The organism is Neobacillus niacini (genome assembly GCF_030817695.1).
Taxonomy (GTDB): domain Bacteria; phylum Bacillota; class Bacilli; order Bacillales; family Cytobacillaceae; genus Neobacillus; species Neobacillus niacini_F.
Genome location: NZ_JAUSZQ010000002.1, coordinates 1,017,355 through 1,037,292, shown reverse-complemented (window position 1 = coordinate 1,037,292; position 19,938 = coordinate 1,017,355). Strand labels below are relative to the sequence as shown.

The following is a 19,938-nucleotide window of genomic DNA, read 5'->3' as shown; positions in this document are numbered from 1 at the left end:
TGATTAAAAATGCCGAAATCCCTTTTATAAAACGAACGTAATATTGTTTCCCAGGAAATTTATTGTCGAGGAATGGTTCTAGTTTGATAACACATTACGCCAATCCCCGTCAAAAAAATGGTAAATAGATTGCCGGTTTTAGTTTAATTCATAATAACTGCATACAACCTGGCCAACTGCTTTGGCAGCAACTAGGAGTGCGTCTTCATCAATATCAAATTTTGGATGATGATTGAAATAAGGTTTTTCTACTCCTTTTGGTGTACAGGCAATGTAAAAGAAACAGGCAGGGAATTTCTCCGCATAATAAGCAAAGTCTTCGGATGGAGACAACGCCGGAAATTCTTTGACTTCTTTAATATCAGGATCATTCATGCTTCGTAAGCTTTCTGCCGCCATCGCGGTAAGTTCGGGGTCATTGTATAAAGGCGGGTAATCTGGTGTATACGTAAGTTCACAGGTTACGCCAAACTCTTCTTCAATTCCTCGTACAATCCGCTTCACTTCTTTTTCAATCGTTTCTTTTGTTTCTACCGTCATATAGCGAATATCGCCTTCGAGTTCTACACTGTCCTTGATGACGTTGAATGTCCCTTTTCCATCAAACGATCCAATCGTAATAACACCTACATCGAAAGGACTTAATCTACGGCTAATGATGGTTTGGGCTGCCGTAACAAAATGTGCTGCAGCCACAATGGCATCGTTCGCGAGATGCGGCGAGGAACCATGCCCGCCTCTTCCTTGCACTTTCAATTTCATGTAGGCTCGTCCATTGAAGGAATACCCAGCATGATAACCTACTGTACCAGCTGGTCCCATTGGCAGCAAATGAATACCAAATACGGCATCTAAATCGTCAATCAAACCAGACTCAACAATACTTTTCGCTCCGCCTGGCGGAACTTCTTCCGCATGTTGGTGAATGATTTTGATGGTGCCTGGGATCAACTCTTTTAATTGAATCAAGCAATCAGCCAAAACTAACAAGTACGCCGTATGTCCGTCATGTCCGCACGCATGCATGACACCTTCATTCTTTGACTTGAAGTGCACGTCCGCTTCTTCTACGATTGGAAGGGCATCAAAATCCGCACGAAGACCAATGGTTTTTCCAGGTTTCCCGCCTTTAATTGTAACGATAATGCCGTACCCATTCCCAACATTCGTTTGAATGTCAACATCTTTCCCTTTATAAAAATCCGCAATATACTGAGCCGTCTTCTCCTCTTTAAAAGAAAGTTCAGGATTTTCATGTAAATGGCGGCGGATTTCGATGATTTCTTCTTTACGTGATTCTAACATGCCCATTAGATCGCTTTTCATCGTTTTCATCTCCCCTTCGATACAAAGATTATTCAATTAGTGACTTTCTCTCGGTGTTGGTGTTGGTGTACGTCTTGGTTTTTTTGCTGGAGCCTCAGAAGTTTTTCCTGCACTATTCGGAACCATGAACATAATTGAAAGAATGGAAAGTACCCCAAAAACCACGTTAACGATGATCCCTATCGACGCCGCAGTCGCTACATTTCCATTCGCTGCAACCGAACTATATACGGTTGCGGAAATCGCAACACCGAATGCACCGCCAAGTGAGCTCGCCATTTTATAAATCCCAGCTGCTTCACCTACTTTGTTTGATGGGGCATTGGATACGGATGTATCGGTAGACGGCGTCGCATATACCCCAAGACCAAGACCGAATAAAGCAAACCCAATGAATACAACAACCGTATAAGCAAAATCAGGCAAGAAGGTTAAACCCATTAGGGCTACACCCACTGTGGTGATAATCGCGCCCCAGATCATCGGTAATTTCGCACCTGCTTTTTGCAGGATTTTCTCTCCGACGCGAATCATCGCAAGCACCGCGACTAAGTAGCCAATCGACAGCATTCCTGACTGAAAGGCAGTGAATCCCCGACCGACTTGAACATACGTATTCGCGACAACGAGCGTTCCGGCTACTGCATTTAACAAAAAGTTAGAGTATGTGGCACCCGCGTAGGGTTTATTTTTAAATAATGAGAAATCAATTAGTGCAATTTCTTTCCTTTTTTCAACTTTGAAGAAAACAAAAGCTCCAACAATAGTAACAATAGCAGCGATAATGGAAGTTGGACTTGTCCAGCCTAAGTCCCCGCCGAAAGTAATAAAAACGTTTAATGCAAGCATGGTCACGATAAAAATCGCTAAACCACTATAATCGAATTTAAACTTACCGGTTCCTTCCGCTTTGCTTTCAGGTGTATCTTTAATCAGCCACATGGCGAGAAGGGCAAATACGATAGAGAAAATAAAGATCCATCTCCATCCCATATACGTTGCAATCGCCCCACCTGCAAACGAACATACTCCCGAGCCGCCCCAAGATCCAATCGACCAGAAACTAAGGGCACGTTGTCTGTCTTTTCCTTCGAAATAAGCTTTCATTAAGGCAATCGTTGCGGGCATAATACAAGCTGCGGAAAGTCCTTGAATGATACGTCCGATAATTAACAATGTCGATCCTTGCGCTATTACTAGGCAAAGGGAACCAACTACGCTTAAAATTAACCCGAGGTAGGTGATTTTTTTTCGGCCAATTTTATCAGCTAGCCCGCCAGCAGCTACAATAAACATTCCAGAAAATAAGGCTGTTAAGCTAATCGCTATATTTAGTGTTCCGGATGAAATCCCTAAATCTTTTTGAACCGCTGGGACCACATTAACCATTGCTTGTGCAAAAAGCCAAAATGTGATTACGCCGAACACAATCCCGGTGATCATCTTATCTGTACCTTTATAACTTGTCTCCATGATTTGCCTCCTATATTTTTATTAGGTACCTGTTAAAGTTAGAATGCACTAACCCGAATAACATTAGTCAAACAGGAACCCTAATGTTTCTATACCCTTAATTATAAAAAGTTACCCATCATTAACAGACCACGGAGCATAAAAACAATGATGCGTTCATTAAAGTCAACACTTTGAGACAATTACTTTTCATCTTATTAGGGGTAGAATAAAGACAGATTTACATTCATAAATAGACGAGGATGAAAAAGATGGAGCTAAATAAAGATTGTATGTATTGCATGAAGGATGAAAGACGGGACAACCTTATGATTGAAATTTGTGATCTCGAGGTTTCCACGGTTTTGCTTTTTAAAGAACAGACATATACAGGCAGATGTAATGTTGTATATAAAGGCCATATAAAAGAACTATATGAACTGGATAACCAGGAGTTAGCAGCTTATATAAACGATGTAAAAAAAGTTGCAGCAGCTGTGGACAAGGCTTTCCAACCTGGGAAAATTAATTACGGGGCGTATGGTGATAAAATGCACCACCTACATATGCACATTGTGCCAAAATACGTAGACAAAGAAGATTGGGGTTCCACTTTTGTAATGAATCCGGAGAAAACATACTTAACAGAAGAAAAATATAAGGAAATCATCGAGAAAATTAAAGAATTACTTTAATGTAAAAGGATGGTGCAACAGTGCACCATCCTTTTACATAGTTACTTATCGGTGACAGGCACCTATAGCACCTTGCTTAAGAAAGCTTTCGTTCGTTCATGCTGCGGGTTGCCGAATAACGCATTCGGTTCATTTTCTTCCACAATATAGCCGCCATCCATGAAAATAACACGGTCTCCAACTTCTCGGGCAAAGCCCATTTCGTGGGTAACAACGACCATTGTCATACCCTCTTTCGCAAGCTGTTTCATAACTTCTAAAACATCACCGACCATTTCAGGATCAAGTGCAGAAGTCGGCTCGTCAAAAAGCATAATCTTAGGATTCATGGCTAGTGCCCTTGCAATCGCAACACGTTGCTTTTGTCCACCGGACAGTTCGCCCGGATAGCTATTTGCTTTTTCTCTTAGTCCTACTTTATCGAGTAACTCAAGCGCTAATTTTTCCGCTGCTGACTTCTCTGTAGAATGAATCTTAACAGGACCCAATGTGATGTTTTCTAAAACAGTCATATGAGGGAATAAATTAAATTGTTGAAATACCATTCCAACCTCTTGTCTAACCTTGTTAAGATCGACCTTTTTGTCCGTAATATCATGTCCATTAATGACTACCTGACCGCCAGATATCTCTTCCAAGCGATTTAAGCAGCGCAGGAATGTACTCTTACCTGAACCAGAAGGACCGATAACACAAATAACCTCTTTTTCCTTCACTTCTGCATTAATATCCTTTAAAACCTCTAGGTTACCAAATGATTTACTCAAGTTTTTTACCGTGATCATACTCATCGAAGTTGAAACCTCCTCTCTACGAAATTAGCAAGAAGTGTTAACAAATAAATAATGATGAAGTAAATAACACCGACAGCAAGCCAAATCCTAAAAGCTTCAAATGTGGCTGATGCTTGAATCTGTCCTTGCTGTGTTAAATCGGCAATACCAATGACGGATAAAAGCGAAGTATCTTTTAAGCTAATGATGGATTGATTCGTAATGGTTGGCAGCATTCTTCTAAAAGCCTGCGGAAGCACGATATAGCGCATCGTTTGTGCACCAGTAAAACCAATCGACCTTGCTGCCTCTGTTTGTCCCTTATCAATCGATTGAATACCCGCTCTTATAATTTCAGCAAAATAGGCCCCTGCATTGATCGCAACCGTAATGATCCCAGCAGTTGTACTGTTTAAAGAAATGACCTGTAGTGAATTTAAACCAAAATAGATAAAGAACAATTGAACAATAAATGGCGTTCCTCGAATGGCATCTACATAAACCTTTGCGATCCAGTTTAAGACCTTAAGTGGTGAAAGGCGCAGCAAGGCAATGACTAAACCTATTAAAAAACCGAGTATGATAGCAATCAAAAAGATATAAAGTGTTACTTGAAGCCCTTTTAATAACATAGGCAAAGCAGAAACAATAATATCCACGTTGTTCATCCCCTTTCATTTCAAAAAGAAGACGCGCTCGCTTTAAGCACGCCTTGTCCTATTATTTTATTCAGCAAGATACGTTTTTATAATTTTATCATATGTTCCATCTTTTTTAAGCTCAGCAAGTCCGTTATTAATCTTTTCTAATAACTCCTGGTTTTCACCTTTCAATACAGCAATTCCGTACTGATCTCCATTTAAACGATCTCCCACAAGTTTTAATCCTAGATCCTTCTGGGCAATAGCATAAGAGATAACAGGGTAATCTTCAATTAGGGCGTCTGCATTTCCATTTGATACTTCTTGGAACATGGCAGGACTATCGTTAAATTGTACCACTTCAAGTCCTAGTTTTTGAGCGTTATTTACTGCATATGTTGCACCGGTCGTACCTTTTTTAACCGCAACCTTTTTTCCTTTAAGGTCATCAACAGATTTGATCGTTGTATTATCTTCTTTAACAACAACGATTAAACCAGCGTCAAAATACGGTGTTGAGAAATCGACAATCTTTTTTCTTTCATCTGTAATACTCATTCCTGCAATAGCGATATCAAGCTGGCCCGCTTGCATTGCTGGAATAATACCGCCAAAATCCATTGGAGAAAGTTCAATTTCAAACCCTTGGTTTTCCGCAATCGCATTAATTAATTCGATATCGATACCCTTATACTCGTCTCCTTCTTTAAATTCAAACGGAGGATAAGTTGTATCTACACCAACTTTATATACTTTTTCACTATTACCAGTTTCACTTGCATTTTTATCGGTCCCACAGGCCGCGATTAATAAAGTAAGGACCAAGAACAACGTAAATAGGCCAAATTTTTTCATTTCTTTCACTCCCCATTTAAAAGTAATATTACCGTAGTAAAATTGTGACTTAAATAATATAGCATAAATTAAGATAAAAGTAGTAGTGGCAATTATTGAAATATAACAAATTAATCGAATTTAAACGATGATTATCCCGATGTACGAATCTATTATAAATCTAAAAAGCTATTTATATCAAAATAAAAAAGGCATTGGAGATGATTAACAAGGAAAAAATTACACATGCAATAATTTTTATAATTTGAAATTCACCTGCCCAAATAAACCACGCATTTTGACAGCTCCCTGCTTTTTCTTACCTATTAATAAGGTGCATGGTGGATCTCCTAACTCATTATATTATTTTCTGATTACTAGTTTATTTCAGAAATATTATTGCAATATAAATGCCACGGATGTAACGTAACTAACACCTCCCTGTTCTTTTTCTCAGAAAATTCTATGTTACGATGGTTAAAAATTAGCAATCAAAGAACATGGAGGGTAAAAGAAATGCTTAAGAAATTTGTTTCAATTTTAGCAGTTGCTGTACTCTCAGTAACTGTAAGTGCTAATGTACAAGCTGCAAGTATTACCGTACAAAAAGGGGACACCCTTTGGGCGCTATCACGCGCAAATAATATGTCATTAGAAAATCTCCAAAAGATAAATAATCTTACTACAGATTTAATACATCCTGGGGACTTATTAACCGTTGCACCTGAAAAACGTTATACTGTAATACAAGGTGACACATTATGGGGTATAGCCAATAATCATCAGGTAACAGTTTCGCAAATTAAAGATTGGAACCAATTACATACAGATCTTATCCATCCCGGTTTAAGTCTAGTAATTTTTGAGGGTTTAGAAACTACTAATATAATTTTATCAGAACGACCAGAACAGCCTGTAGAAGTTCAAAAGGATAGTGCTCCTGTAGCAGAAGCGGTTCCAACACCAGCACCGGTAGTAGAAGCAGCAGCGCCTGTACCAGCAGTAGAAGCGGCAGCACCGAGTTCAAAGGAAATTACAGTTGAAGCGACTGCCTATACCGCTACTTGTGAAGGCTGCTCCGGTATAACTGCGACTGGAATTAACCTTTTAGAAAATCCAAATCAAAAGGTCATCTCCGTTGACCCAAGTGTTATACCGCTCGGCAGTAAAGTTTATGTAGAAGGCTATGGTGAAGCAATCGCTGGAGATACAGGCGGTGCCATTAAAGGAAATAAAATTGATGTCTTTATTCCTTCTAAACAAGAAGCAATCAATTTTGGAAGAAAACAATTAAAAGTAACGATATTAAACTAAGATGAATACACTGTAAAACCTTATCAAATAAGGAATTGCAGTGTTTTTTGTTCAGTAAAACGCTGAAAAAAAACGCTATCGTTTATTCCAAAATGCTCACAATTTTTTATCTCCCCTTTTATACTAAAGGGGAACTACCAAAAAAAGGAACAAACTCGAGATAAAAAAAATTAAATTCTCTATTGCGACGCTATTTAGATTCTGATAATATGAAATAGCGTTGTTAATGGAAAGCTGATATTCAATATATCCCTCGAGTCTTTCCAGCAGATAATTTTTGACCACTTCCCTAAAGAAGTTAAGGCCATACGGACAGCCGGGTCAAATGCCGATTGGCAACTTTAGTTGCCTTATTGATTGAGTTAAAAGCTCAAATTTTATAAGTTGGTTACTTTACAACCAGTGCAGATGCACACAACTTGTGAAACGGTCAATAAGAGTAGTAAAAGTAATTATTTGCTATATAGACTCTGATCCTATGATGATATATTTTGAATATTAGAGAGCTTTCTTTCATAATGTCCTAGGACTTTTATGCTAAGGGTATACTTATGCTTTAAGGTATACTGTGCTTAATAATATTGATTATATCTAAACAAGTGTTGTGCGCTGTCAAGCGTTTTTTCACTTGTTTTTTTTGTTGGAAAAAATTTATTAAGTTGGGGGTTACGAGAATGGGAAAAGCACTTATTATTGGCGCCGGCGGCGTGGCATCAGTTGCAGTTCATAAATGTGTTCAAAACAGTGACGTATTTGAAGAGATTTGTATCGCTAGTCGTACAAAATCAAAATGCGATGATTTAAAGGCAAAATTAGAAGGTACCACGAAAACAAAAATTACGACTGCTCAAGTAGACGCAGACAATGTAGATGAGTTAATTGCATTAATCAATGAAGTAAAACCAGACATCGTAATGAACTTAGCATTACCATATCAAGACTTAACGATTATGGATGCTTGTCTTGCAACAAAGACACACTATATGGATACAGCGAACTACGAGCCAGAAGATACAGCAAAATTTGAATACAAATGGCAATGGGATTACAAAGAGCGTTTTGAAAAAGCTGGCATTACAGCACTTTTAGGCAGCGGCTTCGACCCAGGTGTAACTGGAGTATTCTCTGCTTATGCGTTAAAACATTATTTCGATGAAATTGAGTATATCGACATTCTTGACTGCAACGGCGGCGACCATGGCTATCCGTTTGCTACAAACTTCAACCCTGAAATCAATATCCGTGAAGTATCTGCGAACGGCCGTTACTGGGAAAATGGTGATTGGGTCGAAACAGAGCCAATGGAAATCAAGCGCGTTTATAACTTCGCTGAAGTGGGCGAAAAAGATATGTACTTGCTATACCACGAAGAGCTTGAATCTCTTGCGAAAAACATGCCAGGTCTTAAGCGTATCCGCTTTTTCATGACATTTGGCCAAAGCTATATTACACACCTTAAAGCGCTTGAAAATGTAGGAATGACTTCTATCGAACCAATTGAATTCGAAGGAAAGCAAATCATTCCGCTTCAGTTCTTGAAAGCAGTATTACCAGATCCAGCTTCACTTGGACCACGTACAGTTGGTAAAACAAATATCGGTTGTATCTTCCAAGGTAAAAAAGACGGAAAACCGGTTAAGTATTATGTTTACAACGTATGTGACCACCAAGAGTGCTATAGAGAAGTTGGTTCTCAAGCGATCTCTTATACAACTGGTGTACCAGCAATGATCGGTGCAGCAATGGTGATGACTGGAAAGTGGAATAAACCAGGCGTATTCAATATCGAAGAATTTGATCCAGATCCATTCATGGAAGAGTTAAACAAATGGGGACTTCCATGGGTAGAGGACTTCAATCCTGTTCTAGTTGATGAGCCAGTGAATGATAAAAAGTTGGAGTTTGTTCGATAAAATGCGATTCGAAGAATTACCAACACCTTGTTATGTAGTAGATGAGGGTCTTCTAGAGAAGAACCTCAAAATCCTGAACGGTGTCATGGAACGTACAGGAGCTAAAATTGTTTTAGCACAAAAAGCATTTTCTATGACAACAATGTATCCCCTCATTGGAAAGTATTTAAGCGGTACAACAGCAAGTGGTTTGTTCGAGGCACGTCTTGGTTATGAGGAAATGGGCAAAGAAAATCATGTCTTTGCCCCTGCCTATCGTGATGATGAAATCGACGAGATTATTTCCATTTGCGATCATATTATTTTTAATTCCTTCTCACAGCTGGAAAAGTTTAAAGATAAAGCACTTGCAGCTGGCAGAAAAGTCGGTTTGCGCATCAATCCTGAATGTTCAACGCAAGTTGGCCATGAAATCTATGATCCATGTTCACCAGGTTCTAGATTCGGTGTAAGACAGGAAGATTTTCGTCCTGATTTACTTGATGGTGTTTCAGGATTGCACTTTCATACCCTTTGTCAGCAAAACTCTGACGATTTAGAGACCACTCTAAATGCAGTCGAAGCAAGGTTTGGCGAGTGGCTGCCACAAATGGAATGGATTAATTTTGGCGGCGGCCACCATATTACTAGAGAAGATTATGATATTCCTAGACTGGAAAACTGTATCAAAAGAATGCAGGAGAAATACGGATTAGAAGTATATCTTGAGCCCGGTGAAGCGATTGCGCTAAATGCAGGGTATTTAATCACTTCTGTACTTGATTTACATCGAAATGGAATCGAGATTGCGATTCTTGACACTTCTGCAACCTGCCATATGCCTGATGTATTGGAAATGCCTTATCGTCCTCCATTGTTTGGATCAGGTGAAAGTGGCGAAAAGCCATTTACCTATCGTCTTGGTGGACAAACCTGCCTTACAGGTGATGTAATCGGCGATTATTCTTTTGACCAGCCATTAAAGAGCGGCGATCGATTAGTTTTCGGTGATATGGCCATCTATACAATGGTAAAAAACACTACCTTCAACGGTATGCCTTTACCAGCGATTGCCGTTCAGAATAAAGACGGCGACTGTCGTATCGTCCGTGAATTCGGCTATCAAGATTTCAAAGTGAGATTAGCATAAATAGCAATTAAAACCAGATTCTGTTTCAGGGTCTGGTTTTTTTATGAAAATCATTCCACAAAATAGTAAAAATATTTTGACGCTTTAGTTCGTTAATGAGTTATAATAGAAAGAAATTGGAAAAAGAAGATGATATTTTGCTATGTAAAAGCCTGGAATTCAAAAATACTTTTGGACAAAAGATTAAAGTCATAGATATCCCGGTATTAGAAATAAACAATGGGTACTATTTTCCGATACAAGCTCGTTTACAGCGATTTATTTCACTTCTCTATAATAAACCCCAAGAAAATTGCTGCCATTCTTTCCGGGAACATTTGAAACGAAAAATGAGTTGGACTGACTTCAAGGATTTATACAAAATAGAAGATTTTCGAAATAACGCTTAATCTTTCTTATCTATAAAACATTACATAAAAAATTAACTAGATGTTCAAAACAAATGGTCAGCCCCCACTATCTTAATCGTAGGGCTGACCTTTTTGGCTTAATCTCCATAAAAATTAATAAATTTTTACTAGTCCTCTACTATTTCAACTAAGCATTAACAATCATTAATTCTTCCATCCAGAGAACATCTGATACTGGCTGGGGATTGCGTTTGTACAGTTCACCGGCTTTAAAAGCGTGTACTTCATCATATATAGCTTTCATTTGGTTATACACCCAATCTTCCGTTCTATGTACTGGAGACCAACAGAAGATGTCCATTTTATTCAACTCATTTGTTACCATATGGATTCTTTCATAACGAATCGATTCCATCTTTAGAAAACCATTTTTTTCATAAAATCGTATTCGTTTTTCCGAGTCAGGGTCTATCAGAGTTACTGGCTCCACCTCTAATATGATTGCTTTTCCCTTTCTTTTCAACTGATCAAGGATCTTACTTCCTCTCCCATTCCCGCGGTTGTTTCCGGTCACTAGGATATAATCTATGAAGATAAAATCTGAATGTTCGAAGTATACAAGCACATGGCCTGTGCTTTCTTCTAATTGATAGATTCCTTGCTTTTCATGAAAAAGTACTTCAAAATGCCTTTTGGATTTCATTTCTTTTTCTGGAAAATAATCAGTCAATCTAGTATACCAGTGGCTCATCCTAATACCCCTTTGACAGAATTTTTTTCAATTTTCATCAACTTCCCTTCTTATTTTAGTGATTTAATGTAAATTTTTTATTAAATTAGTTTTAAGTATTTGTACTTTTTGTGTAAATCTGAAAATTCTAATTTTTATTTTGTTAAAATAATGCTGTTATAATCTTGTCCACATTCAAAATAGGGAGAGTTATGCAGATGAAAGAGAGCAAGGGTACAGTAACGGCATTACTTGGCTGGAGTCTTCATGCAATTGAAGCGATTGACAAAATGAATCGACCTTTTGTGGTGGTGGGTCCACCTGAATTTCAAAGTTTTGCTGATACCCATGACATCCAGTTTGTTCCATGGGTATTCGACCACTTAGAGGAACAGTCGGATGAACTTTATGAAATATTAAAGAACCTGAATACAAAAGTAGCTGTACCGATTTATGAGGAAACTGTTGAATGGGCTGGTGCTCTTAATGCAAGGCTACGAAATAACCCGCGCATTTTCAATAAATCACTGTTACTTCGGGACAAAGGGTTGATGAAGCGTAAAGCACAAATGGCTGGCATCCGTGTAGGCGTATTTGCAGAAGCAGAAAACAAAGATGACATTTATCGGTTCTTAAATAGAGTAAATGAGGCATTAATTAAGCTGGATGGCGATCTGAATGACCCCATCCATGTAAAGCCTTTTAATAAAGCAGGAACAGTCGGCCACCGGATGATTCGCGATCGACATGAGATTGAACAAATTTGTGATTCAGAGTTTCCGCTTCTTATGGAAAGCCATCTGGATGGTCAGGAATTCTCCTGTGAAGCTTTTATCCATAATGGCAAGGTGAAGTTCCTAAATATTACCGAGTACGTTAAGCTTGGTCACTCCAACTTTGTGCCTGCTTCTCCTTCTCTTGAAGAATGGCGGCCGCAAATTAAGGAAGAGATTGAGAAGCTTGTAGAAGCTTTTGAAGTCGAATACGGAGTTATACATCCTGAATATTTCATCTCCCCGGATGGAACATTGAATTTCGGCGAGGTGGCTGCCCGTGTTCCAGGTGGTCATATATTTGAATTGATTGAAAAGGCATATGGCTTTAGTGCGTTTCAGGCACAGATTCTTTGTAGCGACCCAGATACAACGGAAGAAGAACTTGAGGCCTTTTTCCCTGAAGAAGTGGTCTCTGCAAAGGGTTATGCCGGCAGCCTGATGGTATATCCAAATGTAAAAGTCATTGAAAAACTCAGTATGCCTGATGAGCTTAAAAATCATCCTTATTTCGAAAGACATGATATGTTCATACCTGTTACTTCCAAAGTGGCAGAACGAGTGGGCTTTGGAAATCATTATGGAACGATTTTCTTTTCTGGGGATGACAGCCAAATCATGAGGGAGCTCATGAAAAAATATGAAAAGCATGATTTTTACCTTTAAGGAGGGAAGAAACGGATGACGAACCAAACAAAGCGGAAAAGAATGAGTAAACTAACAGCCGCATTAAAAAATAGATTCGAAAATGCTCTAAACAGACTCGACGAAGCAAAATCATTCGCAAAAAGCATGTACCAGACAGAAGTCTTCCAACTTGCGATTGAGCTTTCCCGTTCAGATGATGGGCTGTCCATCCTCTATGGGAATGCCCATCGGTTTGACCAAGCGGGTGTGTTCCAAGAAGGTCCGTGGGAAGATCCAGCAAAAATGCAGCCTCCCTTGGCCGGCGGTTCATTGAAGCTTAAAGGTGTCCAATCCATTATCGAATTGTTAAGTGAAATGAGAATGCTTGCCATCGCCAAAGGGGATTACATACACGAGGGCGTTACAGCTGAAGAAGCACACGTATTTTTAAATGAAGTCCTTGCTCTTAATCTTGACCTGTTATTTCCGCCGGAAAACGAGGAAAACCGTATTCAGCTGGATGATCATATGATCCGGGCACAGCACTTGTTCCGCTACCTGGGTCAAGAGCTTTCGTTTAAAGCAATCGCTGATAAAATTGCTCAGGAGATTGATCGCCTAACTGTTCAGCGCCCGATTATGACGGGACGGATTCTAAACATGATTGCCATGTTTGAACCACTAATGGAAAGTGTAGAAGATGAAAGAACAGCGGAAGCACTTAAAAAGTACTCACGTGCAGCCAATGCCCCTACACCACTAAGTAAGGATGCGTCCTCTCAAAGAGAGTATAGGTTGAGAATAAAGGATGCCTATAGTGATGAACTTGAGGCTGAGGCTAAGATCTTTGCTGGTTCCATGAAAGATACGGGGCTTGTTTCACCCCATCATGCCGTACTGCTGAGATTCCTTAACCGAAAGAATCCTGACTTAATTCCAGCTGCCCTTGATTTAACAGAAACAGGGACAGCCAGCTTTAATGCCAATAGAGAATTAATTCACGATATGATTCAACTCTCTATTTATCCAGAAACAAGGCAATCTATTTACGGCCTTGCAAGAATGCTTGACCGCGGAGTTCTTTCCCAGGAACATGTGGCACCAGCCATTCGCCGGCTGTTCGAGCTCCCGATTCACGCTCAGGTAAAACAAATCCTTTCAAAGCCTGAATATGAACGGTGCGGGATCAGCCTGAACGGTGTGCTCGTTGCCGGGGTCATTAGTGTACTCGGTCAGCCGCTTGGAGTGGGCCAGGGTCTCAATCCAACTTGCCAGTCTGCGAGAGCCATCTCCCTCTGGTCCCAGCATGGAATTGGACAGCTGTTGGAATACATTGCCCGCGCGGCTCGTGATCATGATATTGACATGACTTTTGAAGGTGAAGCAATCCATTCAAGCCTCCTGGCTGACGGAGTTGCTGGAGAAATTCACCAAGAATTGGATCCCGTATCCATTGTTCTTGTTTCCCACCTCGATAAAATCTATAACGAAATGATGAAACGTACACTCCTTCGTGGAGAAGACGGTCATAAGTGGGTAAACCCCGAATTCTATGGAGAGTGGATACCAAAGGGCTTTATAAATGTGATCGATCCACTAACACTGAAAGTGACAAATTATTCCACCTTTGTCAGGCTATTCTATGCCACTCACCATCCGGACTATAATGAGGGGTACGAATTGATTTATCCAAACCCAGTTGGCATATTCACGACTAACGTACACGGGACGCTGCTCGGTCTGCATGCGGTATCGATTCAAAGGATTCATAAAGATCAGAATGCAAATTACCGAATCTATTTTTACAATCCGAACAACGACAGCGGTCAGAACTGGGGGCAAGGCATTAGCCCCAGCGTTACAGGTTTCGGTGAAGTTGAAGGAGAATCTTCCCTCCCGCTTCATGAGTTTTTATCAAGGATGTATGCCTTCCATTACAACCCATACGAACAGGGAGACATCTATATGGTTGAAGATAGTCTTGTAGAGGAAGTAGAAACTTTGGCAAGGGAAAGCTGGGGCAAAACGTATCTTTGGGAATAACAAAATAGGCATGTTTCGGGGAGGTCACTCATGCAAGTATCAATAATCGGTACTACTGGATATGGCGGTGGTGAACTATTTCGCATATTACATCACCATCCCGTATTTAGGGTACAATCCGTTCATACGACAAGGGATGAGATTCCTTTATCAGAAGAGTTTCCACATCTGAATGGAATGACAAGCTTAAAACTCGAGCACATCAATGCTGAAAAAATAGCGAAGCATTCAGATATTGTATTTATTGCTGCGCCATCAGGGGTATCTAGTAAACTAGTCCCCGCCTTCGCACACACAGGTATTCAAATCATCGACTTATCTGGTGACCTGCGTCTTACTGATGGAGAACTATATAGGAAATGGTATAAGCACGAACCTATAGGGAGCAATCTCCTTGAAAAAGCTGTTTATGGGTTAAGTGAATGGAACAAACAAAAAATTATCGATTCTAATTTAATTGCCAACCCTGGCTGTTACCCTACAGCAACTCTATTAGGTCTTGCACCAGTAATAAAACAGAAACTGATTAATCCGGATATGATTATCGTTGATGCAAAATCCGGTGCTTCCGGTGCTGGTAGATCGGTATCTAAAAACCTGCTATTCTCGGAAATCAATGAAAACTTCCGAATCTATAAAGTAAACGAACATCAGCATATTCCTGAAATTCAACAGCAATTGAACCTGTGGGATGCCGAAATTTCACCTATCACTTTCAATACCCATTTGTTGCCAATCACGAGAGGAATCATGGCTACGATTTATGTAAATCTTACAGAAAATATCAATACTGATAGACTTATTGAATTATATAAGGAACAGTATTCGAATAATCCGTTCGTAAGGATTAGACAGAAAGGTAATTTCCCATCTGTCAAAGAAGTATCTGGATCAAATTATTGTGATATTGGTTTACATGCTGACGAGCGAACAGGAAGGTTAACGATCGTTTCTGTTATTGACAATCTCATGAAAGGCGCTGCCGGCCAGGCGGTTCAAAATGCCAATTTAATGAATGGATTAAATGAGAAAACGGGATTAGAGTTTATTCCTATGTACCCTTAAGGAGGATCATGAATGCAGTTATTGTTAAAGGAAAAAATTGTTGAAATTGAAAATGGGAATATATTATCACCACAAGGATTTACGACCGCAGGGGTCCATGCCGGACTCCGCCATGCTAAAAAGGACTTAGGAATCATTATTAGTGAAATCCCGGCTTCAGCTGCAGCAGTTTATACCACAAACCAATTCCAAGCAGCTCCTTTAATAGTAACGAAAGAAAGCATTGAGCGCGAAGGTCTCTTACAGGCTGTTGTGGTAAACAGTGCCTGTGCCAATGCGTGTACAGGAGTAAGAGGACACAAGGATGCATTAATCATGCGCTCCTTAACCTCTGAAAAATTCAACCTTAAGGAAAATTATGTGGCTGTTGCTTCGACTGGTGTTATTGGCAAGTATTTAGATATGGAAAAAGTTTCAAACGGCATTCAATCATTATCTCCAGGTAAATCAAACAGTGATGCAGTTGATTTTCAAACTGCTATTCTCACCACCGATATCGTGATGAAAAGCTGCGGTTACTCAAGCATAATCGACGGCAAAACCATTACCATCGGAGGTGCGGCCAAAGGTTCTGGAATGATTCATCCGAACATGGCTACCATGCTTGGTTTCTTAACATGTGATGCAGCGATCTCGCCTGAGAATTTATCGGCAGCCTTAAAACGGGTAACCAATCATACATTTAATCAAATTACCGTGGATGGTGATACCTCTACAAACGATATGGTCTTGTGTTTGGCAAACGGGCTGGCAGGGAATCATCCGTTAACCCCAGAACATCCAGAATGGGAAACATTCGTTGAGCTTTTGAAGAAGGCTTGTGAAAACCTAGCCAAGCAAATTGCGAGGGATGGCGAGGGAGCTACAAAGTTAGTTGAGGTAGAGGTACTAGGGGCGAAGGATGATGAGGAAGCAAGATTTATTGCCAAACAAATTGTTGGGTCAAGTTTAGTAAAAACCGCCATCTTCGGTGCCGATGCCAACTGGGGACGAATCATCGGCGCGATTGGCCAGACAAAAGCGGCGATTAATCCTTATACAGTCGATATGGCCATCGGTCCTATAAAGATGCTGGAAAATAGTGTGCCCTGTGCGTTCTCAGAGGACGAAGCACGCAATTATTTAAATCAGCCATTTATCAAGATTTTAGTTGACCTTCATGTGGGTAAAGGTGCCGGTAAGGCATGGGGCTGTGACCTATCTTATGACTATGTCAAAATCAATGCCAGCTATCGCACGTAAGGCTAGGAGGAAAATAGGATGAAATATATTGTGATCAAATGCGGCGGCAGTGTTTTGGACGAGTTAACATCCTCTTTTTTTACAAGTCTCTTCGAATTGAAGAATGTTGGTTATAAACTGGTTTTTATCCATGGCGGCGGACCTGATATAAATGAAATGCTCAAATTGATTAATGTAAAACCTCAATTTGTCAATGGACTTCGTAAAACGGATGAGCAGACACTTAAAATTGCGGAAATGATTCTAGCAGGACAGACAAACAGAAAACTTGTGGCAATGCTTCAGCATCACCACTTCTCCCCTATCGGGATAAATGGAAGTGATGCGAATTGTTTACAGGCGGATTATGCAAACCGTGCGGAGCTTGGTTTTGTTGGAGAAATCAGCAAGGTTAATACAGAATACTTAGAACTCGCTGTTAATGCGAACTACATTCCGGTTATTACTCCGATAGGAATTACTGAAAGCGGCGAAAAACTTAATGTTAACGCAGATTATGCGGCCGCAGAGGTAGCGAAAGCCCTTCATGCCGAACAATGCCTGTTTGTCACCAATGTTGATGGTGTCTTGATTGAGGGTACAATCGCCCGTTCCCTATCAAAACAAGAGGTGGATACTTATATTGCCAATGGTGAAATTAGTGGAGGGATGATTCCGAAAGTTCACTCCGCCTTGAATGCTGTGGAAAAAGGCATTGATAGTGTTATGATCGTTTCCGGTAAAAAGACCTTTTTTGAAAATGGCACCTGGAACGGGACGAGAATTTATCATAAGCAGTTGATCACAAATTGATTCACTTAAAGGACCCCGAAAGATTTTCCGGGTCCTTTCTTATTTTTGCCTAAGTTGAAATATCAACTATTATATGTTAAATTAAGGTAAATATTATTTTTAGAATATTCACTAAATTACTCAAACAAATCTGCTTAAACCCTGCAATCGAATCTCTTCTGGTCCACTGGTAAAGTTGAAGAACTCCAATCCCAGCCAAATTTCCATCACTTTTCTATCTGAATGAAGCCTTGTGTGTTTTTTCTTATAATAAGTAATTCTCTTTGTATTTGGTCAATATTATATTGTAAAGGCAGTATGCAGGAAAGGGAAGGGATAAATGGGACTTTTTCTTTTTACTTCAGAGGATTCATTTCAAAAAGCCTTTTATCAGTTATCAAAATCTTCTATATTAAATAAAAGTTTATTTCAACAGAAAGTTTTGGAAGAAGCGGTTGAACTACTGAAAGAGCCGAACGGATTGGCAAAGATTTATAAGTATGCCCATCTCTTTGACGAAACCGGGGTATTTGCAGGGAAACCATGGGAAAATGTCCGTAAACTAAATCCTGTTCTCGTTAGAGGTACTTTACATGCCGGCGGAATCACGGCAGCAGCCGAGACATTGAGCAATCTGAGAATTCTCGCCATTGCCAGGGGTGATTATGTACATCCAGAAATGTCGGCGTATGAAGCAAATGAATTTTTGACAAAGGTTTTGGCTTTAAATATGGATCTATTATTAATGAAGGAAACGGAAGAAAATCGGGTAAAGCATATCTATGATGATAAACAGGCGTCGGATATTTTGAGATTTATTTCAGACCATTGTTTTTCGCCGGTAGTTTTTCAAAGCTTATATCAAGAAATCCATAATCTTGCTGTACAAAGGCCAATTGTAACAGACAAAATACTGAAATTAATTGCCAGTGCAAAAAAATTAGCCGGCGGCCAGAAAGAAGCTGATTTAAGCTTGATGCATTACGAAAACGCCGTATTCTGTCCATCTGATATATCCGCTGCGACTTCGGTTGAAAATTATGAAAGTAAACTGAAAGTCAGCAATGACTTATTATTAATTCAGGAAGCCTATCAGCTGAAGTCATCAGTAACGAGTACAGGACTTGTTTCGCCTTTCCATGCGATTTTTTTAAACTATATTAATAAAGAAAAAACGGATTTGATTCAATATATACTCGGTGGGAATGAAACAGCCAGAGAAAACCTGCGGTTGAATCTACCTTTTGTTTCCACTCTCATCGATGCAGCGGTTACAATCAAAACCAGAAGATGCATTTATGGTTTAATACGCCTTTTGGAACGAGATATTTTTACAAAAGAATTTGTAAAAGAATTAGGAAAGCTTTTAAAAGTACCCCTTCATGAAACGATTAAAAAACGGCTCGCCGCACATCATAAAATCACAGATACACAAGTTCTTCGTACTCTTCTTGTCTCGGAAATGATAAGTGTTTTAGGGCAGCCTCTTGGGATCGGCCAAGGATTTAACCCCGCGTGCCAATCAACAAGAGCACTCAGCTATTGGTCACAGAAAGAGCCTATCATGCTGCTTAAAATGTTTAATCATTTTTTAGAAAATGGGAAAATCACGATTTATTTTGAAGGTCGACCGATTTCTTCAGATACGCTTCCACAAGTCACATTAAATGATGAGGAAAATATTGATACCGTCTCACTGCTTTTGATTCCTCACCTTGATTCAATCTATTTTGAAATGTTAAAGGCTTCCGAAGGGCGCGGGCAGGATCCCCATAAATGGATCAACCCTTCTTTTCATATAAAAGGAATATGGACCGAGTTCTCAGATGTTTACAGTGACTTACAGTTTAAAACCAAATTCCACCTGCACTATCACCCTTCAAACAAACCAAATGTTAATGATGGTCTCCCCCAGCCAGCTGGTATTATTATATACAACCATTCTGGTCAAGCGCTTGGAGCCCATGCAGTCCTTATTCAACGTATAGGCGCTGACCCTTCTGGGTGCATTCGCGTGTATTTTTATAACCCAAATAACGACAGTCTGCAAGTATGGGGGAACTCCATCAGAACCAGCGTTTCCGGAAATGGCGAGCAAGAGGGCGAGTCCTCCCTTCCATTTGATGATTTCCTGCACTGCTTATATGCATTTCACTTTCCTAAACTGGATTGATAAAGATTTACCACCACTTATAAGGCCTTGATTACTCCCTATGCGGAGCGATCAAGGCCTTATACAGACACAAAATGTGAAAAAACT

The 19,938-nt window shown here is 39.8% G+C and carries 17 protein-coding genes; 11 read left to right on the top strand and 6 right to left on the bottom strand.

What is annotated here, in order from left to right; genetic code table 11:
* Positions 1-138 precede the first annotated feature (138 nt).
* Positions 139-1,326 (bottom strand): amidohydrolase, encoded by a 1,188-nt coding sequence (locus QFZ28_RS05365; protein ID WP_307193686.1) that lies wholly within the window; start codon positions 1,324-1,326, stop codon positions 139-141.
* Positions 1,327-1,362: 36 nt separating this feature from the next.
* Positions 1,363-2,802: an MFS transporter gene (locus QFZ28_RS05360; RefSeq protein ID WP_307196954.1), complete on the bottom strand. Its 1,440-nt coding sequence runs from the start codon at positions 2,800-2,802 to the stop codon at positions 1,363-1,365.
* Between the two features lie 248 nt (positions 2,803-3,050).
* Here QFZ28_RS05360 and QFZ28_RS05355 point away from each other — a divergent pair, with 248 nt between their 5' ends.
* Entirely contained in the window at positions 3,051-3,473 is a 423-nt protein-coding gene (locus QFZ28_RS05355; RefSeq protein WP_307193685.1) for an HIT family protein, read from the top strand.
* 62 nt (positions 3,474-3,535) lie between these two features.
* On the opposite strand, the gene QFZ28_RS05350 is transcribed toward QFZ28_RS05355, so the two are convergent.
* The 3 genes from QFZ28_RS05350 to QFZ28_RS05340 form a co-directional block, all read right to left on the bottom strand.
* Positions 3,536-4,264: an amino acid ABC transporter ATP-binding protein gene (locus QFZ28_RS05350; protein WP_307193684.1), complete on the bottom strand. Its 729-nt coding sequence runs from the start codon at positions 4,262-4,264 to the stop codon at positions 3,536-3,538.
* Positions 4,261-4,905, bottom strand: coding sequence for an amino acid ABC transporter permease (locus QFZ28_RS05345; protein WP_307193683.1), 645 nt, complete (start codon positions 4,903-4,905; stop codon positions 4,261-4,263). Before QFZ28_RS05345 ends, QFZ28_RS05350 begins: the two co-directional genes overlap by 4 nt.
* 66 nt (positions 4,906-4,971) lie before the next feature.
* A complete protein-coding gene (locus QFZ28_RS05340) occupies positions 4,972-5,742 on the bottom strand; it encodes a transporter substrate-binding domain-containing protein (protein ID WP_307193682.1) in 771 nt (256 codons plus the stop codon).
* A gap of 495 nt (positions 5,743-6,237) precedes the next feature.
* Between QFZ28_RS05340 and QFZ28_RS05335 the strand changes: the two genes are divergently transcribed.
* From QFZ28_RS05335 to QFZ28_RS05320, 4 genes are all read left to right on the top strand, one after another.
* Entirely contained in the window at positions 6,238-7,035 is a 798-nt protein-coding gene (locus QFZ28_RS05335) for a 3D domain-containing protein (protein ID WP_307193681.1), read from the top strand.
* Positions 7,036-7,709: 674 nt separating this feature from the next.
* Positions 7,710-8,948, top strand: a complete 1,239-nt coding sequence (locus QFZ28_RS05330; protein ID WP_307193680.1) for a saccharopine dehydrogenase family protein — start codon at positions 7,710-7,712, stop codon at positions 8,946-8,948.
* Between the two features lies 1 nt (position 8,949).
* Positions 8,950-10,077: a carboxynorspermidine decarboxylase gene (nspC, locus tag QFZ28_RS05325; RefSeq protein ID WP_307196953.1), complete on the top strand. Its 1,128-nt coding sequence runs from the start codon at positions 8,950-8,952 to the stop codon at positions 10,075-10,077.
* A gap of 95 nt (positions 10,078-10,172) precedes the next feature.
* Positions 10,173-10,466 carry a DUF2535 family protein gene (locus QFZ28_RS05320; protein WP_307193679.1) on the top strand — a complete coding sequence of 98 codons (294 nt, stop codon included), beginning with the start codon at positions 10,173-10,175 and terminating at the stop codon, positions 10,464-10,466.
* Between the two features lie 148 nt (positions 10,467-10,614).
* Here the strand turns inward: QFZ28_RS05320 and QFZ28_RS05315 are convergent, their stop codons facing one another.
* A complete protein-coding gene (locus tag QFZ28_RS05315; RefSeq protein WP_307193678.1) occupies positions 10,615-11,178 on the bottom strand; it encodes a GNAT family N-acetyltransferase in 564 nt (187 codons plus the stop codon).
* A 197-nt stretch (positions 11,179-11,375) separates the two neighbouring features.
* Between QFZ28_RS05315 and QFZ28_RS05310 the strand changes: the two genes are divergently transcribed.
* The 6 genes from QFZ28_RS05310 (at position 11,376) to QFZ28_RS05285 (ending at position 19,851) form a co-directional block, all read left to right on the top strand.
* Complete coding sequence (locus tag QFZ28_RS05310) at positions 11,376-12,596, top strand: ATP-grasp domain-containing protein (RefSeq protein ID WP_307193677.1); 1,221 nt, start codon at positions 11,376-11,378, stop codon at positions 12,594-12,596.
* A gap of 15 nt (positions 12,597-12,611) precedes the next feature.
* Complete coding sequence (locus QFZ28_RS05305) at positions 12,612-14,600, top strand: hypothetical protein (protein WP_307193676.1); 1,989 nt, start codon at positions 12,612-12,614, stop codon at positions 14,598-14,600.
* Positions 14,601-14,630: 30 nt separating this feature from the next.
* Positions 14,631-15,665 (top strand): N-acetyl-gamma-glutamyl-phosphate reductase, encoded by a 1,035-nt coding sequence (gene argC, locus QFZ28_RS05300; RefSeq protein ID WP_307193675.1) that lies wholly within the window; start codon positions 14,631-14,633, stop codon positions 15,663-15,665.
* A gap of 12 nt (positions 15,666-15,677) precedes the next feature.
* Complete coding sequence (gene argJ / locus QFZ28_RS05295) at positions 15,678-16,907, top strand: bifunctional ornithine acetyltransferase/N-acetylglutamate synthase (RefSeq protein ID WP_307193674.1); 1,230 nt, start codon at positions 15,678-15,680, stop codon at positions 16,905-16,907.
* A gap of 18 nt (positions 16,908-16,925) precedes the next feature.
* Positions 16,926-17,699 carry an acetylglutamate kinase gene (gene argB / locus QFZ28_RS05290; RefSeq protein WP_307193673.1) on the top strand — a complete coding sequence of 258 codons (774 nt, stop codon included), beginning with the start codon at positions 16,926-16,928 and terminating at the stop codon, positions 17,697-17,699.
* Between the two features lie 319 nt (positions 17,700-18,018).
* On the top strand, positions 18,019-19,851 hold the full coding sequence (locus QFZ28_RS05285; RefSeq protein ID WP_307193672.1) for a hypothetical protein: 1,833 nt from the start codon (positions 18,019-18,021) through the stop codon (positions 19,849-19,851).
* The last annotated feature ends 87 nt before the right edge of the window (positions 19,852-19,938 follow it).